We start from the raw sequence: 15,843 nt of genomic DNA, 5'->3' as shown, positions 1-15,843 counted from the left end.
ATACCCTGGGAGGGTAAACCTCGACACCTGGAGGCGTGATGAGCCTGAGCACATACACCGTCACCGGCATGACCTGCGGCCACTGCGTGAGTTCGGTCAAGGAGGAGGTCGGTGAGGTCCCCGGCGTGACCGGCGTCGAGGTCGACCTGGCCAGCGGCCGGGTCGACGTCTCCGGTGAGACCCTCGACGACGCCGCCATCCGCGCCGCCATCGAGGAGGCCGGCTACAAGGTGGCGGGCTGACCGCCCGCCCGTTTCTCGTACGGCACGCCCCCCGGCGCCACCCGCCGACCCCGGCGCGCCCCGCACCCCACGCCCCCCGGCCGTCCGGCCCTCCCGCCGCGACGTCCACGACCACCCCGGGGAGCCCGTGACCCCGGCCGCCACGGGAGACGATCTCCCGCGAGGGCCGTGACCCTCACACCGGGGACCAGACCGTGGTCCCCGGTGCGGGGCTGTACCGTCACATGCTCGGCCGGGTCGAGTCGGCGTCGTGGGTCATGCCCTCAAGGCGCTTCATGACGTCCTCGGCGTTGACGAAGCCGGGGCGGTGGCGGCGCGGACCGGCGCCGCCGAGCTGCCACGGGCGCGGCCCGGACAGGGGGCGATACTCGACGCCGAGCGCGTCCAGCCTGCGCAGGTGCCGTTCGAGCCGCGCGTCGAAGTCGGCCCCGGGAGTGCCCGACCAGGCGACCTCGGCCAGCGCGCAACCCCTGGGCCACGCCCGGTAGTCGAGCGCCCTGGCGTCGGGCAACCGCTCGCTCCACAGCTGGAACTGCGCCCCGATCACGTGCTCCCGCTGCGCGTCCGTCCACGACGACGGCACCGGCTCGTAGGCCACGACGTCGCCGACGGTGATGGTCTCGCCGATGGCCAGCGGCTCCTCCTCGGAGGCCGCCTCCGCGTAGTCGAAGTACAGCGGGAAGACCGAGGTCTGCACCACGTCGTGCCCGGCCTGCGCGGCCCGCTGCGCCACGCCGGGGCCACGCCAGGGCATCACGATCGTGTCGGGCCGCAGCATGCCGCTGACGAAGGCCTCGTCCCACACCACGGCCCTGCTGCCCCGCTCGGCCAGCACGTCCGCGAGCCTGCGCAGGAACCATGCGTGCAGGTCGCCCACGTTCTCCAGGCCGAGCTCCGCCTGGAAGGCGACGATCTCGGGGGAGGCGGCCCAGTCGTCGAGCACGCACTCGTCCCCGCCGATGTGCACGTACGGTGTCTCGCCGAGTGCCCCCAGGATCTCGTCGATGACGACGGTCAGGAAGTCGACGGTCGACGGGAGCGGGGACAGGATGGCGGTCGAGATGCCCCAGCGGTCGAGCACGGTGAACGGCTCGGGGGTCCTGCCGCCGGTCGCCCGCGCGTCGAGCTCGGGGTAGGCCGCCAGGATCGCGCAGGCGTGCCCCGGCACGTCGATCTCGGGCACGACCGTCACGGCCCGCGCGCGGGCGTACCCGGAGATCTCCGCGAGGTCGTCCAGCGTGTAGTACCCGCCGTGCGGCACCTCGTCGTAGACCGGGGCGTCCTCGTGGTGCCCGACGATCGTACGCGGCCGGTGCGAGCCGACCTCGTGCAGCCGGGGGTAGGCCCGGCTCTCGACCCGCCACCCCTGGTCGTCTACCAGGTGCAGGTGGAGCCGGTTCAGCTTGTGGACCGCCATGAGGTCGATCATCCTGAGCACCTCCCGCTTGGGCAGGAAGTGCCGCGCGAGGTCCAGGTGTGCCCCGCGCCACGCCAGGCGCGGCGCGTCCCGCACGGTGACACCGGGAACGGTCCAGCCCTCACCCCCGGCCTCAACGGGAGCCGCGCGGAAGGCCGCGTCGGGCAGCAGCTGCCGCAGCGTCTGGCCCGCGTAGAACGCCCCCTGGCGGTCGCCGGCCGCGATCCGCACCCCCCGGCCCGTCACCTCAAGCGTGTAGGCCTCGTGGCCGAGCGCGGCGTCGTGCTCGACCGTGACCGCCCCGGCCTCTCCCGCCCCCGCGGGCCTCAGGTCGAGCACGGACAGTGCCAGCCGTACGGCCCCGGCCAGGTCGGCGGGGCCCGCGACGGGAGCCCCCGGGGAGAGCTCGAACGAGTCGGTGGAGGTTTCGAAGGCGACAGGACGTGGCAACGGCGCATTCATGCTTCAGATCATGTCAAATCGAACATGATCGCGCATTACTTGAGATAGTTCTGCAGCCCGTTGGCAAGGGCGAGGGCGGCCTTCTGGCGGAACGCCGGGCTCTGGAGATTCGCCGCGTCCCCCGCGTTGCGCATGTTGCCGCACTCGATGAAGATCTTCGGCACCGTGGAGAGGTTCAGGCCGCCCAGGTCGTTGCGGAAGTCGAGGGCCTTGCTGCCGATGTAGGTGGAGTAGGGCGTCCCGGTGCCCGCCTTGTAGGCGTTCCGTACGTCGATGCCGAGCTTCCTGGACGCCCCGACCACCGGGTCGACCGGTCCGTTGATCTTCTTCGGCATGATGATGTGGAAGCCGTGGTCGCCCGCGGACGCCCCGTCGGCGTGGATGGAGATCGCCGCGTCGGCGTGGGCCTTGTTGCCGACCGCGGCCCGCTCGGTGATGCACGGCCCGAAGCCCGAGTTGTTCTGCCGGGTGAGCTTGACCGTCGCGCCCCTGCTCTTGAGGATCTTGGCCAGCCGCTGGGAGACGTCCCAGGTGAAGGCCGCCTCGGTGTAACCGTTGTTGGTCTCGGTGCCGGTGGTGTCGCAGGCCTTCTTCTGGGTCAGAACGTCGACCTGCTTGTTGATCTCCGCAGGGTGCCGGTAGTTCTGCCCGTTGTGGCCGGGGTCGATGACCACGACCTTGCCCTTCAGCGGGTCCGCGGGAACGCTCCCGCCCGTCGCCGGGGTCTCAGGAGCCGGGGTCGCCGTCCGCTCCGACAGCGCGGAGGCGGGTGAGGCCGTACCGGAGGCGGGGCCGCCGTTCTGCGCCGGGGCCGCGCCGGTGCCGCCCGTGGTGCCGCCACAGGCGGCGACGCCAAGGCCGCACAGAGCAAGAGTGGCCGCGAGTGCTTTGCTGGTCACGCTCATCCTCCTCGAAGGAACCGTCAACCACCCAACCTACGTGGCCCGGGACCGTTACCTCGCCGAGACCCCGGCGGTCACCAGACCCGCTCTCCCGTCTCCTGCCTCTGCAGCAGCGCGGCGAGTTCTCTGGCGTCGTCCGCGTCCAGTCCGAGGACCACACGCGGACGGCCCCATGGATGGTCGATCGAATGGGCCACGTAGCTCGCGACGGACTCGGCGCCCGTGTCCTCGCCGCGCCCTCTGGTGGCCCGCCAGTGCGCCCATGCCCGCTCAAGCTCGGCGGCCGCCCGTTGGGCACACGAAATCAGCTCAGGATCACGCATTGCTACCCCCTCGTCACATCGCAGTCAACACCCGCGTGTCTTCGCGACATCGAGGGTTGACCTGCTTTTGACGGGGACTTGGGGCCCGCCTGGACCTGTAACGCTCCAGGCAGGCTCCCTACGGCAGCGCGGGGCCCGTGCTGCGCCGTACGACGAGCTTGGGAGTGATCTCGCGCAGCCGCGCGACCTTGCCCGGGTCGCCGATCCGGTCGCTCAGCAGCGCCGCCGCGGAGCGCCCCATCGCCCTGCGGGGCTGGTCGACGGTCGTCAGCGAGATCGGTTGGGTCCCGGCGAGGTGGACATTGTCGTATCCCACGACCGACAGGTCCTCGGGCACCCGCAGGCCGAGCTCGGCGGCGGCGGCGAGTACCCCGATCGCCACCGTGTCGTTCGCGGCGAAGATCGCGGTGGGACGGGGGTCGCGGGTAAGCAGCCTGCGCGCCGCCTCCGCCCCGCCCTCCTCGGTGCACTCGCCCTGCTCGACCATGATGTACGGCGCCAGCGCGTGCCTGCGCATCGCGACCAGGTAGCCCTCGCACCGGAAGCGGCCCGAGGAGAATCGGGTGCCCTCGATGTGGGCGATCCTGCGGTGGCCGAGTTCCACGAGGTGGTCGATGGCCAGCCGCGCCCCGAGCTGGTCGTCGTCCACGACGATGTCCACACCGCCCAGCTCGATGTCACGCTCGCCGACCACGACCGTCGGCGTGTAGCCGGTGGCCTCGACGAGCGTCTCGCTGGTCGGCGCGATGCCGAGCAGGACGAGGCCGTCGACGCGCAGTTCGAGGAACGCCTCGACCGCCTCGTCCTCGAAGGCCGGGTCCCACTGGCTGTTGCCGATGAGCAGCCGCAGGCCGTCGCCGTGCAGGCTCTCCTGCAGGCCGTCGAGGAACTCGGCGTAGAAGGGGTTGTGCAGGTCGGCGACGAGCGCCCCGACCAGGTGGGTGCGGCCCTCGACGAGGCTGCGGGCGACCGCGTTCGGCCGGTATCCGAGCTCTCTGGCCGCCTGGAGCACCGCCTGCCTCCGGTGCTCGCTGACGTGCGGCGATCCGCGCAGCACGAGCGAGACCAGTGATTTGGAGACACCGGCGCGCTCGGCCACGTTGCGGATCGTGGGCCGTGGACGCGGCCCCGCGCCGTCCTGTAGGACGGGGTCGGCGAACTCGCGCGCTCGGGTGACGGTGGTGTTGACCGGTGGTCCTGACATGGCTCTCCCCCGGGAAGTGGTGGATGGGCACCTGTCACTCAAAACGATCGAGTTACGAATCGGGTACGGCCTGAAGGCTGTTTCCTGGATCTTTCCCCCCACTCCGGTCACCCAGATGGCGGCTCACCACGGCGAAAGCCCAGAAAACGACTCTTGTTTCTCCCCGCCACCCCTTGATCGGCTCGGCTAGTGTGCGGGACGTGGGTTCGATATCCGGGGCCGAGGAACGGGAACGGGACAGACCCGCGGGGCGGGGCGCGCGTCCCGCACGGCGCAGGCTCAGCGTCGACCGGCGGCGTGAGGAACTCGTGGCGGCGGCCCTTGAGCTGTTCGGCGCGCGCGACGCGGAGGACGTCTCCATCGACGACGTCGCCGCGGCCGCGGGCACGTCGCGGGCGCTGGTCTACCACTACTTCGGCGGCAAACAGGAGCTCTACGTGGCCGCGCTACGCAGCGCGGCGGACCAACTTGAGGCGCGGCTGCAGCCGAGCGAGAACGGCGGCCCGGTCGAGCGGCTCGCCGTGGGGCTGGAACGCTACTTCGACTTCGTCGAGGAACGCGCCGCAGGCTTCGCGGCGCTGGTCAGAGGCGGCCCCGCCAACCGCAGCGGCGAGGTCGGCGAGATCGTCGACGGGGTACGGCACCGCCTGCTGGGCCTGGTGATGAGGCTGTTGCGGGTCGAGGAACCCGGACCCGTCCTGCGGGTCACGCTGCGTTCGTGGATCGCCTCGGTCGAGACGGCGGCCCTCGACTGGCTGGAGTACCGCGACGTCGACCGGCGGGTGGTCGAGCGCATACTGGTCGACCACATGGTGGCCACGCTCGGCGTGGCGGCCGGTCACGACCCGAGGGTCGTGCCGTTGCTGGAGAACCTGGTCTCCGAACACGCACCGTGACCGGCTCGGAAGATCACCGGGCGGGCCGTGGGTTACGGAGCGTGCGGACGGAGTGTGGGGGCCGGGGCAGGGGTGGGACCAGGCTTCGGGGCCGCGTGGCCGTACGGGACGATGTGGGGCGGCGCCGGGCGGGCGACGCCGCATCCCACATAACCCGTTTGGCCTCACGCGCTCACGAATCCGACGTGAGCGCGCGCTGGATCCCCCCTAGGTCCGTGACGGCCCCCGTCTTACTCCGAGCGCTGTTGCGGAATCCCCGCCAGCAGCGCGCGAACCTCGGTTTCCCGGTAGCGGCGGTGTCCGCCGAGTGTGCGAATGGACGTTAGCTTCCCGGCCTTCGCCCACCGGGTGACGGTCTTGGGATCGACCCGGAACATGGTTGCGACCTCCGCCGGGGTGAGCAGCGGCTCTGCCTCGGGTGTACGAGCTGACATTTGTGCGGCCTCTCCTCCATGTGGACCGGCGACAGCGATCCTGCGACTTGACGCTTGTCACGGATGTTGTCCCCCTATGGCCCCTTGCGTGCGGCTGTTCGGGCCATATGCGGCATCACCCGATGTGACCATACAGCCACGTAGAGCGATTGGCGAGCCTTTGAGTGGCTCATCTCTCTTGTGCACCTGTTGTTGTCACGCTCGGTGATTCTAGCGACACGTTTCGTGGTATCGCAGTGAAAACGGCAAACTACTCAGTTCGTAGACGTGTCACCGGTCATCGACGAACCTACTTATGCAGGTCAGAGGGATGATTTGCGACTCAGTTTGCTGATTCGAGAAGTTGTATTGATCTCCAGCGGAGGATCACGCGCTGGTACATGGCGTAGGCCAACTCTTCCTCGCCGTTCTCCAGACCTGTCAGCGCGGCGGCGATCTCCGCGACCGACTGGTCGGCCTGGAGCTTGTCGTCGCCCATCAGGTGGACGATGCCGCCGTAGTCGAGTTCCACGAGCGAGTGCGGGTGGAACTCCTCAAGCCAGCGGGCGATCTCCTCCACCTCGGCGGCGACCGCGACCTCGCCGACCTGCCTGCGGATGATCTGCAGGGCGCGGGCGCAGCGCCGTCTGGCGTGGGCCATGGACGTCACGTAGATGAGGTTCCTCGTGGTGGTCGTGCCCTCGGGGTCTCCCTCTCCTTCGAGCACGAGCCAGCGCTCGTTGCCGTCGAAGGGGACGAACCACGACGTGGGAACGTGCCAGGTCGAGGTACGGATATGGGTGCGCAACGCGGCGGCCCCGCCACGGCGCTTGAACTTGTCGAAGTCGTCGGCCGTCTGCTCGGCGACGGAGATCGGTACGAACCGCTCCATCAGCCTCACGGGGGTCGAACCACGGAAGCGGGAGAAGGCCAGCCACGATCTCAGCCGGCTCTGCCACGGGCAGACGTAGAGGACGTCCTCGACACGCCTGAGGTAGGCGTTGGGGCTCTCCTGGGCGGGAGCGGGGGACGGGGGCACCCCCAGGAGACGCCGTACGGCCTCGCCGTGCTCGGCGTGGAGCGCGCCCGCGCGGCGAGGCCGGTCGGTGGCCTCGGCGTAGGCGGCCCAGGATGAGCGTTCCGGCGGGGCGAACGCGGTCAGCGGTTCGTAGACACGGAGGTACGCGGCATAGGGCAGCACGTCCGCATCGTGTCACGAAGGGCAGGCCGTTGTCCGGTGCCGCCGTCGTGAGGAGTTCCGTCGTCCATGGTGTCTCGGCTGGTGAGACCCAGGGGGCGCGATCGCGGCTCGTTACATGGTTCTGGCTACGCTGAGGGTGATCTCCGCCGCAACGGAGCGGCGGACGGACGACCGGGAGCCACCACCGTGACCGACGTCTTCGGGCTGTCCCACAAGGACACCAGCCCAGCGAACAGCCAGGCCAGGCACGAGCAGGTCGTGTTCTGCTCCGACGAGCGCAGCGGCCTGCGAGCCATCATCGCCATCCACAACACCGCCCTCGGCCCCGCCCTGGGCGGCACCAGGTTCTACCCCTACGACAGCGAGCAGGCGGCCCTGACCGACGTGCTCAACCTCTCCCGGGCGATGGCCTACAAGAACGCCCTGGCCGGTCTCGATCTCGGCGGCGGTAAGGCCGTCATCATCGGAGACCCCGCCCTCGACAAGAACGAGGCCATGCTGCGCGCCTACGGCAGGTTCGTGCAGTCCCTCGGCGGCCGTTACTTCACGGCCTGCGACGTCGGCACCTACAGCGAGGACATGGACCTCGTGGCCCGCGAGAGCTCCTACGTGACCGGCCGCACACTGGCCAACGGCGGGGCGGGCGACTCCTCGATCCTGACCGCCTACGGCGTGTTCCAGGGCATGCGGGCCGCCGTCGAGCACGTCCACGGCACGTCGGAACTGCGTGGCAGGAGGGTCGGTGTCGAGGGCGTCGGCAAGGTCGGCCACCGCCTGGTCGACCACCTCGTCGAGGCCGGGGCCGAGGTCGTGGTCTGCGACGTCAGCGAGCGGGCCGTCGAGCGGGTCCGCGCCAGGCACCCGCAGGTCGAGGTGGTCGCCGACCAGGTCGCGCTGACCGGTGCGGACATCGACGTCTACGCGCCGTGCGCCCTGGGCGGGGCACTCGACGACGAGACGGTGGCCAGGCTGCGAGCCAAGATCGTGTGCGGCGGGGCGAACAACCAGCTCGCGCACCCGGGGGTGGAGAAGGAGCTCGCCGACCGCGGCATCCTCTACGCGCCCGACTACGTGGTCAACTCCGGCGGCGTCATCCAGGTGGCCGACGAGATCCACGGGTTCGACATGGGCCGCGCGAAGGCAAAGGCCACCCAGATCTTCGACACGACTCTCAAGATCTTCGTGACGGCGGACGAGGATGGCGTCCCTCCGGCGGTCGCAGCCGATAGGCTAGCGGAGCGCAGAATGTCGGAAGTCGGGCGAATTAGGGGCATTTGGCTGGGCCGCTAGCCCATCACGCCCATACGGCGTACCGAGCCGGGCGTAAAACGGGTACGGTTGTAGTCGAACGAGAGCTGACGCCTCAAGTCAGGTGGCGTCAGTGCGTGGTGCGTTAGCGACGAGGGGTCGGGCACGACCCCACACGAGGGGGTCGAGCCAATGGGGCGCGGCCGAGCAAAGGCCAAGCAGGTCAAGGTTGCTCGCCAGCTGAAGTACAACAGCGGTGGCACTGATCTTGAGCGTCTTCGCGACGAGCTCGGAGTCAGAGACGACTCCAACCACAATGACGACGCCAACGACTCCTATGACGAACTGGCTGAGCGGTACGCCGATTACGCCGATGACTACGGCTCCGGAGACGACCGTGAAGACGGGACGTCCGGCCGGCGTTAGGCGGCTTCACTTCGAATACGAGTGAGAGACACCCGGAGGCCGAAAGACCACCGGGTGTTCTCTCCCTGCGTCTTTTCCCGACAGCGCTCCGGCTCCCGGAGCGCTGTTCGGTGTTTTCACGGAGGCGTTCCGGACGCCGAGACGCCCCGGGTGGCCATCCACCCGGGGCTCGCCGTACACGGCTAGCGGTAACGCGCGACACCCGTGCCGGGGACGACCTCGCCGAGCACCCAGGCGGGCAGGCCGCGCGCCTTGAGCAGCGCCAGGGCCGGATCGACGGCCTCCGGCGCGACGATCGCGGCCATGCCGACCCCGAGGTTGAAGGTGCGGTCCATGTCGGCCTGCGCGATCTTCCCATGCCCGGCGAGCAGCCCGAAGACCGCGGGCGGGGTCCAGGAGGAGCGGTCGAGCAGGGCGTCGAGCGTCGGCGGCAGGGAACGGGACAGGTTGCCCTCAAGGCCGCCGCCGGTGATGTGCGCGTAGGCGTGGACCTCCGTCGCACGGGTCAGCTCAAGGCAGTCCAGGGCGTAGATCCTGGTCGGCTCCAGAAGTTCCTCACCGAGCGTGCGGCCGAGCTCGGCGAACTGGTCGTCGAGCGAAAGACCGGCCTGCGCGATGACGTGCCGTACCAGGGAGTAGCCGTTGGAGTGCACGCCGGAGGAGGCCAGCGCCAGCACCACGTCACCCTCGCGGACCCGGTCACGGCCGAGCAGTTCGTCGCCCTCGACCACACCGGTCGCCGCGCCCGCCAGGTCGTACTCGTCGGCGCCCATGGCGCCCGGGTGCTCGGCCGTCTCACCGCCGACGAGGGCACAGCCCGCCAGGCGGCAACCCTCCGCGACACCGCCGACGATCTCGGCGATCCGCTCGGGGACGACCTTGCCGCAGGCGATGTAGTCGGTCATGAAGAGCGGCTCCGCACCGCAGACCACCAGGTCGTCCACGACCATGCCGACCAGGTCGATGCCGATCGTGTCGTGCTTGCCGAGGCGCTGGGCCAACATGACCTTGGTGCCGACCCCGTCGGTCGAGGTGGTCAGCAGCGGACGCCGGTAACCGAGCAGCGCCGAGGCGTCGAACAGACCGGCGAAGCCGCTGGCGTCGTCGACCACCTCGGGCCGTCGCGCCCGCGCGACCTTCGCCTTCATCAGCTCGACGGCGCGTTCGCCCGCGTCGATGTCCACACCGGCGGCGGCGTAACTGGTCATGCGGTCTCCGAGGTGTTCTGCGGGATCACAGACAGGATCACAGCTTGGCTTCCAGGACGTACTTGCCGACGTTGTCCTGGTCGATGGCGATGGGATAGACGCCGTCGAAACAGGCCCGGCAGAGCCGTTCAGCGGGGATCGTGGTCGCCTCGGTCAGCCCCTCGATCGAGATGTAACCGAGGGAGTCGGCGCCCAGGGAGGCACGGATCTCCTCGACGCTGAGCGAACCGGCGATCAGCTCGGCCCGCGTCGCGAAGTCGATGCCGTAGAAGCACGGCCAGGCGACCGGCGGGGAGGAGATGCGGACGTGGACCTCCCTGGCCCCCGCCTCGCGCAGCATCTTGACGATCGCCCGCTGGGTGTTGCCGCGCACGATGGAGTCGTCGACCACGACCAGACGCTTGCCCGCGACGACCTCCTTCAGCGGGTTGAGCTTCAGCCGGATGCCGAGCTGGCGGATCGTCTGGGACGGCTGGATGAACGTGCGGCCGACGTAGGAGTTCTTGACCAGGCCCTGGCCGTACGGGATGCCGCTCGCCTCGGCGTAGCCGACGGCGGCGGGGGTGCCGGACTCGGGCGTCGGGATGACCAGGTCGGCCTCGACGGGGTGCTCACGGGCCAGCACCCGGCCGACCTCGACGCGGGTGCTCTGCACGCTGCGCCCGGCGATCGTGGTGTCGGGACGGGCCAGGTAGACGTACTCGAACAGGCAGCCCTTGGGCTCGGGGAGCGCGAACTTGCGCGAACGCACACCCCGCTCGTCGATGGTGATCAGCTCGCCCGGCTCGATCTCGCGGACGAAGGTCGCGCCCACGATGTCCAGCGCGGCGGTCTCCGAGGCGACGACCCAGCCGCGTTCGAGACGGCCGAGCACCAGCGGGCGGATGCCCTGCGGGTCACGGGCGGCGTAGAGGGTGCGCTCGTCCATGAAGACGAGCGAGTATGCCCCCTTGACCTGCGGGAACAGTTCCGCGGCGGCGTCCTCGATGGGCTGGCTGCGGTCCTGGGCGAGCAGTGAGGCGAGCACCTCGGTGTCGGTCGTCGCCCTGGTCGAGCCGGGGGCGAGCCGCTGGGAGAGCTCGGGGGTGTTGATCAGGTTTCCGTTGTGGGCGAGCGCGAGGCCGCCCTCCTCGGTCGAGCTCAGCGTCGGCTGGGCGTTCTCCCAGACGCTCGACCCGGTGGTCGAGTAGCGGCAGTGCCCGATCGCCAGGTGGCCGCGGAGGGTGCCGAGGATCGACTCGTCGAAGACCTGGGCGACAAGGCCCATGTCCTTGTAGACGAGGATGCGGCTTCCCTCACTGACCGCGATGCCCGCGGACTCCTGCCCGCGGTGCTGCAGCGCGTACAGCCCGTAGTAGGTGAGTTTGGAGACTTCCTCCCCGGGTGCCCAGACGCCGAAGACGCCGCACGCGTCTTTCGGAGGCCGGTCACGGGGGTCAAGGTCATGGCTCAGCTGGCCGTCGCCCTTCAGCACATGCTTCAGTCTAGGTCGGCTTCCTCGTTGCTCGAACCCGGGGGCCTTCTCCGCCGTCTGCCGCACCGTTGCCGAACAATCGTCAGTGTTTTGCCGTGTCGGCCTGTTTCACGGCAAAGAGCCGGGGGAGTGTGGGGTATCCGGCATCCCTACACGTCGGGAGAGTGGACGTGACAACACCTGAGGACCCGAACCAGCCTGATCCGCGGCGGGAACAGCGGGACCGGTGGCCAGACGGGGAGCCCGAGGAGGCGTCGGGCCGGGAGCACCCGACGGCCCCGGGAGAGGAGGAACCGGAGCCGCGTTCTCCCGAGCCCAGGCGGCCGATTCCCGAGGAGCCGGAGCCGTGGTCTCCAGAACCGCGCGGGCCGGTGCCCCGGGAGCCGGGAGCCCCGGAACCGGGGCTGCCCGGTCCTGGAGTGCCCAGTCCGGGAACGCCGGGACCCGGTCCTGGAGTGCCGAGCCCGGGAACGCCGGGAGTGCCCGGTCCTGGAGTGCCGGGGGCGCCGGAACCCGGGGCGCCGGGGCGATGGGAGAGGCCGCCGGGGGAGCCGATCTCCACGCCGGACGAACCGGTGACACCGCGTCATCCCGACCTGCCGACCGCTCCCGAGGTCCCGGAACCCCTCCAGACCGACCCCGGCTCAGACAGGGGCCCAGAGAGAGGCCCAGAGAGAGGCCCGGACAGGGGCTCGGACAGGGGCTCGGACGCCACCGAGGTGTTCCAGTATCCCGAGCCCGGCCGGTACGGAGGCATCCCCGGCGCCAGTCCCTACGGAGGTCAGGGCGCCCAGGGCCAGGGCGCTCCGTACGGCGGAGCGAGCGGAGGGGCATCGCCGTACGGCCAGCAGGCCGCCGGCCACCGGGGAGGCCAGGAGGGACCGTACGGTGAGGAACACCGGGAAAGCGGTCAGGCGGGGCCGTACGGACAGGAGTACCCGGGAGCCGGACAAGAGAGACCGTACGGACAGGAACGCCCGGGAGCCGGACAGGAAGGGCCGTACGGGCAGCATCCGGGGGCCGGTCGGGAAGGGGCGTACGGGCAGGAGCAGCCCTACCAGCCGCCGCTCACGCCGGGGGGACCGGGCTATCCGGGGGCGCCGCCGTACCAGGGGGGTTACCAGAGCCCTTACCAGAAGCCGCGGGGCGGCGGGCTCGGCACGGCGTCGCTCGTGCTGGGCATCGCGAGCATCTTCCTGCTCGTGGTGTGCGGCCTCGGCGTGCTGACGGCCATCGCCGGACTGGTCATCGGCATCGTCGCCTTCGTGAAGGACTCCAACCGGGGGCGCGCCGTCGGAGGCATCGTGCTGAGCGTGTTGGCGCTGATCATCGCTGTGGTGTTCCTGACGTGGTTCTACAGCACGGTCGGTGACTGCATGGACCTGCCGCCCGGCCTGCAGCAGCGCTGTGTCGAGGAGCGGCTGGGCGTACAGGTCCAGAGCGCGCCACAGTGGCGGTCGTAGGTGATGGCCGCAGCGGCTCCACAACGGTCCCATCGTGGCTCACGATGACTCTCGTAGCGGCCCCGCGATGGCCCCACTGTGGCCCATGGTGGCCGACCGTAGTGGCGGCCTGCGGTGGTGGGTGGGCGCGGGGGCGGTCGTGAGGGGCTCCGGGTGGTCCTACGGCGTGGCGGGCGACGAGAAGGAGACGACCTCGGTCAGCCGCACGCCGTGCTCGGGGTGGTTCTACGGTGTGGCGGGCGAGGCCTTCAGGTGGTGTCTAGGCGACGGGCAGGTGGGCGGAGAGGTCTGCCCGGCTTCCACTCGCCGTGACCCTGCCCTCCTCCTCGGCCCGCTCCCAGGTCAGCCGCCCGGTGGCCAGTTCGAGCCAGGTGAGCGCGTCGGTCTCGATCACGTTCGGCGGGGTGCCCCGGGTGTGCCGGGGCCCCTCGACGCACTGCACCGCGGCGTACGGCGGGACCCGCACCTCGACGGTCCGTCCCGGAGCCGCCGTGGCCAGCCGGTCGAGCAGGTGCCGTACGGCGAAGCGGGCGGCCTCCCGCTCGGGGCGCAGGCCCAGGTCGTAGGCCCGCAGCACCACGGTGACGCAGGCCCGCAGCAACTCGGCGGTCGTCTCCCCGCCGTCGTAGGCGGGCTCGCCGAGCGCGACGAGCTGGGCGTCGAGGGCGGCGTGGACCTTGGCGGGATCCGGCTTGTGAGGAGGCACGTTCCCATCATCCCCCGGCTCGGGGTGGGGATCGCGACACACGCTTCACCGGGTGGGCAGACGTCGTTCACTCCGGATTCCCCCGGCCCTCGTAACGTCCAGCCGAACCGGTCGCACCACAACCTTGGAGGCCCCCGTGGCGAACGTGTCACCGCGCAGAGCGCTCCCCCTGCTGGCCAACCCTCACGGGGGTGGACGCAGCGCGCTGACCTGCTGGTTCCGCTGCGGCAACCAGTGCGCTCACGACGTCCAGAACACCAGCGAGAACACCTACTTCGGTGACGTGGTCGCCGAGGTCGTCTCCCGCCGCGGGGTGCTGCGCGCGGGCACCCTCGGCGCGCTCGCGATCGGCGCCGTCGCGACGGGCGCGGCCCCGGCCCTGGCCGCTCCCGGCCCCGACGACGCGGCGCAGGCCTTCGGTCCCGGCCACGGCGGCCCGGGAGGCCACGGGGGTCACGGTGGCGGCAGGCTCACCTTCACCGCGGTCCCGCCGAACACCGACGACAGGGTGACGGTTCCCGAGGGCTACGAGACGGCGCCGGTGGTGCGCTGGGGTGACCCGGTGCTGCCCGACGCGCCCGCCTTCGACTTCGAGAACCAGAGCGCGGACGCGCAGGCCAAGCAGTTCGGCTACAACAACGACTTCGTCACCTTCTTCCCGCTGGGCGGCCACCGTGGCCTGCTCTGGGTCAACCACGAGTACACCGACGAGAACCTGATGTTCCGCGGTTACACCAACGGTGACGCCGCGACCGAGGAGCAGATCAGGATCGCGCTGGCCGCGCACGGCGGCTCGGTGGTCGAGATCGAGCGGGTCGGCGGGACGGGGCAGTGGCGGCTCGTCACCCGGGGACGCCGCCGCTACAACCGCCGGATCACCGCGCTGACCCCGATGCGCTTCACCGGTCCCGCCGCGGGCGGCGACCTGCTGAAGACCGCGGCCGACCCGGCGGGCACCACCCCGGTCGGCACGCTCAACAACTGCGCCGGCGGCACGACCCCGTGGGGGACGGTGCTGAGCGGCGAGGAGAACTTCAACCAGTACTTCGTCAACGGCAACGGCGTCCCCGAGGCCCAGAAGCCCTACCTCTCCCGGTACGGCGTGAGCCCCACGACCGGCGTCCCGGCGGGCAACCGCAGGTTCGACCGGGTCGAGGAGCGTTTCGACCTGGCCAAGCACCCCAACGAGGTCAACAGGTTCGGGTGGATCGTGGAGATCGACCCGTTCGACCCCACCTCGACCCCGATCAAGCGCACCGCCCTGGGCAGGCTCGCCCACGAGGGCGCGACGACCACCCTGGCCAGGGACGGCCGGGTCGTGGCCTACATGGGGGACGACTCCCGGTTCGAGTACGTCTACAAGTTCGTCTCGAAGAGGCGCTACATCCCCGGCTTCGACCGGCACAACCGGACGCTGCTCGACGAGGGCACGCTGTACGTCGCGAAGTTCACCGGGGACAGCCCGGCCAAGGAGATCGACGGCAGCGGCAAGCTGCCCTCAGACGGAAGCTTCGACGGCTCCGGGCAGTGGATTCCGCTGGTGACCGGCGGCATCTCGCACGTGCCCGGCATGACGGCCCAGGAGGTCCTTGTCTACACCCGGTCCGCGGCGGACAAGGTCGGCGCGACCAAGATGGACCGTCCCGAGGACGTGGAGCGCAACCCGGTCACCGGTGGCGTCTACGTGGCGCTGACCAACAACGCCAACCGGACCCCCGCGCAGGTGGACGAGGCCAACCCGCGTCCGGCCAACAAGCACGGCCACATCCTGGAGATCACGGAGCGGCGCGACGACGCGGGCGCCACGACCTTCTCCTGGTCGCTGCCGCTGGTCTGCGGTGACCCGAACGACCCGGCGACCTACTTCGCCGGGTTCGACAAGACGAAGGTCTCGCCGATCTCCTGCCCGGACAACGTCGCCTTCGACGGCGACGGCAACCTGTGGATCTCCACCGACGGCAACCAGCTCGGCGCCCACGACGGCCTGTTCGTCATGCCGGTCCGCGGTCCCGAGCGCGGCCACCTCAAGCAGTTCCTGAGCGTCCCGGTCGGCGCGGAGACCTGTGGTCCCCTGGTCAGCCCCGACCAGCGCAGTGTCTTCACGGCCGTCCAGCACCCCGGGGAGACCAACGGCGCCACCCCGGAGGCGCCGAGCAGCCACTGGCCGGACGGGGGCACCAGCCAGCCCCGCCCCGCCGTGGTGGTCACCTGGCACAGGAGGGGCGGGAAGATCGGCTCCTGACCCGATGATCCCGGTG

Annotated in this window: 15 protein-coding genes; 6 read left to right on the top strand and 9 right to left on the bottom strand. The window is 70.5% G+C overall.

The genetic code is table 11. The annotated features are described in order from the left end of the window. The first annotated feature begins 38 nt into the window (after positions 1 to 38). Positions 39 to 242, top strand: coding sequence for a heavy-metal-associated domain-containing protein (locus tag ABT340_RS35365; RefSeq protein ID WP_352015259.1), 204 nt, complete (start codon positions 39 to 41; stop codon positions 240 to 242). A gap of 220 nt (positions 243 to 462) precedes the next feature. Here ABT340_RS35365 and ABT340_RS35360 read toward each other — a convergent pair whose 3' ends face one another. The 4 genes from ABT340_RS35360 to ABT340_RS35345 all read right to left on the bottom strand — a co-directional run bounded on the left by ABT340_RS35360 (position 463) and on the right by ABT340_RS35345 (position 4,550). Then, positions 463 to 2,121 (bottom strand): beta-N-acetylhexosaminidase, encoded by a 1,659-nt coding sequence (locus tag ABT340_RS35360; protein ID WP_352015258.1) that lies wholly within the window; start codon positions 2,119 to 2,121, stop codon positions 463 to 465. A 35-nt stretch (positions 2,122 to 2,156) separates the two neighbouring features. Continuing rightward, entirely contained in the window at positions 2,157 to 3,026 is an 870-nt protein-coding gene (locus ABT340_RS35355) for an N-acetylmuramoyl-L-alanine amidase (RefSeq protein ID WP_502992573.1), read from the bottom strand. Between the two features lie 71 nt (positions 3,027 to 3,097). Beyond that, complete coding sequence (locus ABT340_RS35350) at positions 3,098 to 3,346, bottom strand: hypothetical protein (RefSeq protein ID WP_352015256.1); 249 nt, start codon at positions 3,344 to 3,346, stop codon at positions 3,098 to 3,100. Positions 3,347 to 3,464: 118 nt separating this feature from the next. Then, a complete protein-coding gene (locus tag ABT340_RS35345) occupies positions 3,465 to 4,550 on the bottom strand; it encodes a LacI family DNA-binding transcriptional regulator (protein ID WP_352015255.1) in 1,086 nt (361 codons plus the stop codon). A 200-nt stretch (positions 4,551 to 4,750) separates the two neighbouring features. Between ABT340_RS35345 and ABT340_RS35340 the strand changes: the two genes are divergently transcribed. Then, entirely contained in the window at positions 4,751 to 5,446 is a 696-nt protein-coding gene (locus ABT340_RS35340) for a TetR/AcrR family transcriptional regulator (RefSeq protein ID WP_352015254.1), read from the top strand. A 230-nt stretch (positions 5,447 to 5,676) separates the two neighbouring features. Here ABT340_RS35340 and bldC read toward each other — a convergent pair whose 3' ends face one another. Next, positions 5,677 to 5,880: a developmental transcriptional regulator BldC gene (bldC, locus tag ABT340_RS35335; RefSeq protein WP_013133571.1), complete on the bottom strand. Its 204-nt coding sequence runs from the start codon at positions 5,878 to 5,880 to the stop codon at positions 5,677 to 5,679. Positions 5,881 to 6,202: 322 nt separating this feature from the next. After that, the gene (locus ABT340_RS35330; protein ID WP_352015253.1) at positions 6,203 to 7,060 is read right to left on the bottom strand and encodes a DUF8083 family protein; all 858 of its coding nucleotides are present in this window, start codon (positions 7,058 to 7,060) and stop codon (positions 6,203 to 6,205) included. A gap of 186 nt (positions 7,061 to 7,246) precedes the next feature. Between ABT340_RS35330 and ABT340_RS35325 the strand changes: the two genes are divergently transcribed. Together ABT340_RS35325 and ABT340_RS35320 are read left to right on the top strand one after the other, a co-directional pair. Next, positions 7,247 to 8,350: a Leu/Phe/Val dehydrogenase gene (locus ABT340_RS35325; RefSeq protein WP_352015252.1), complete on the top strand. Its 1,104-nt coding sequence runs from the start codon at positions 7,247 to 7,249 to the stop codon at positions 8,348 to 8,350. Between the two features lie 150 nt (positions 8,351 to 8,500). Then, complete coding sequence (locus ABT340_RS35320) at positions 8,501 to 8,734, top strand: DUF3073 domain-containing protein (protein ID WP_352015251.1); 234 nt, start codon at positions 8,501 to 8,503, stop codon at positions 8,732 to 8,734. A gap of 182 nt (positions 8,735 to 8,916) precedes the next feature. Here the strand turns inward: ABT340_RS35320 and purM are convergent, their stop codons facing one another. After that, the gene (gene purM, locus ABT340_RS35315; RefSeq protein WP_352015250.1) at positions 8,917 to 9,942 is read right to left on the bottom strand and encodes a phosphoribosylformylglycinamidine cyclo-ligase; all 1,026 of its coding nucleotides are present in this window, start codon (positions 9,940 to 9,942) and stop codon (positions 8,917 to 8,919) included. 37 nt (positions 9,943 to 9,979) lie between these two features. Next, on the bottom strand, positions 9,980 to 11,416 hold the full coding sequence (purF, locus tag ABT340_RS35310) for an amidophosphoribosyltransferase (RefSeq protein WP_352015249.1): 1,437 nt from the start codon (positions 11,414 to 11,416) through the stop codon (positions 9,980 to 9,982). A gap of 719 nt (positions 11,417 to 12,135) precedes the next feature. Between purF and ABT340_RS35305 the strand changes: the two genes are divergently transcribed. Continuing rightward, positions 12,136 to 12,879, top strand: a complete 744-nt coding sequence (locus tag ABT340_RS35305) for a DUF4190 domain-containing protein (protein ID WP_352015248.1) — start codon at positions 12,136 to 12,138, stop codon at positions 12,877 to 12,879. A 259-nt stretch (positions 12,880 to 13,138) separates the two neighbouring features. On the opposite strand, the gene ABT340_RS35300 is transcribed toward ABT340_RS35305, so the two are convergent. Continuing rightward, the gene (locus tag ABT340_RS35300; RefSeq protein WP_352015247.1) at positions 13,139 to 13,585 is read right to left on the bottom strand and encodes a sterol carrier family protein; all 447 of its coding nucleotides are present in this window, start codon (positions 13,583 to 13,585) and stop codon (positions 13,139 to 13,141) included. 136 nt (positions 13,586 to 13,721) lie between these two features. On the opposite strand from ABT340_RS35300, the gene ABT340_RS35295 reads away from it, so the two are divergent. Beyond that, on the top strand, positions 13,722 to 15,827 hold the full coding sequence (locus ABT340_RS35295) for a PhoX family protein (RefSeq protein WP_352015246.1): 2,106 nt from the start codon (positions 13,722 to 13,724) through the stop codon (positions 15,825 to 15,827). Positions 15,828 to 15,843 lie beyond the last annotated feature (16 nt).

It is taken from the genome of Streptosporangium sp. NPDC000239 (assembly GCF_040300765.1).
Lineage (GTDB): Bacteria > Actinomycetota > Actinomycetes > Streptosporangiales > Streptosporangiaceae > Streptosporangium.
This window is presented reverse-complemented; position numbering and strand designations above follow the sequence as displayed.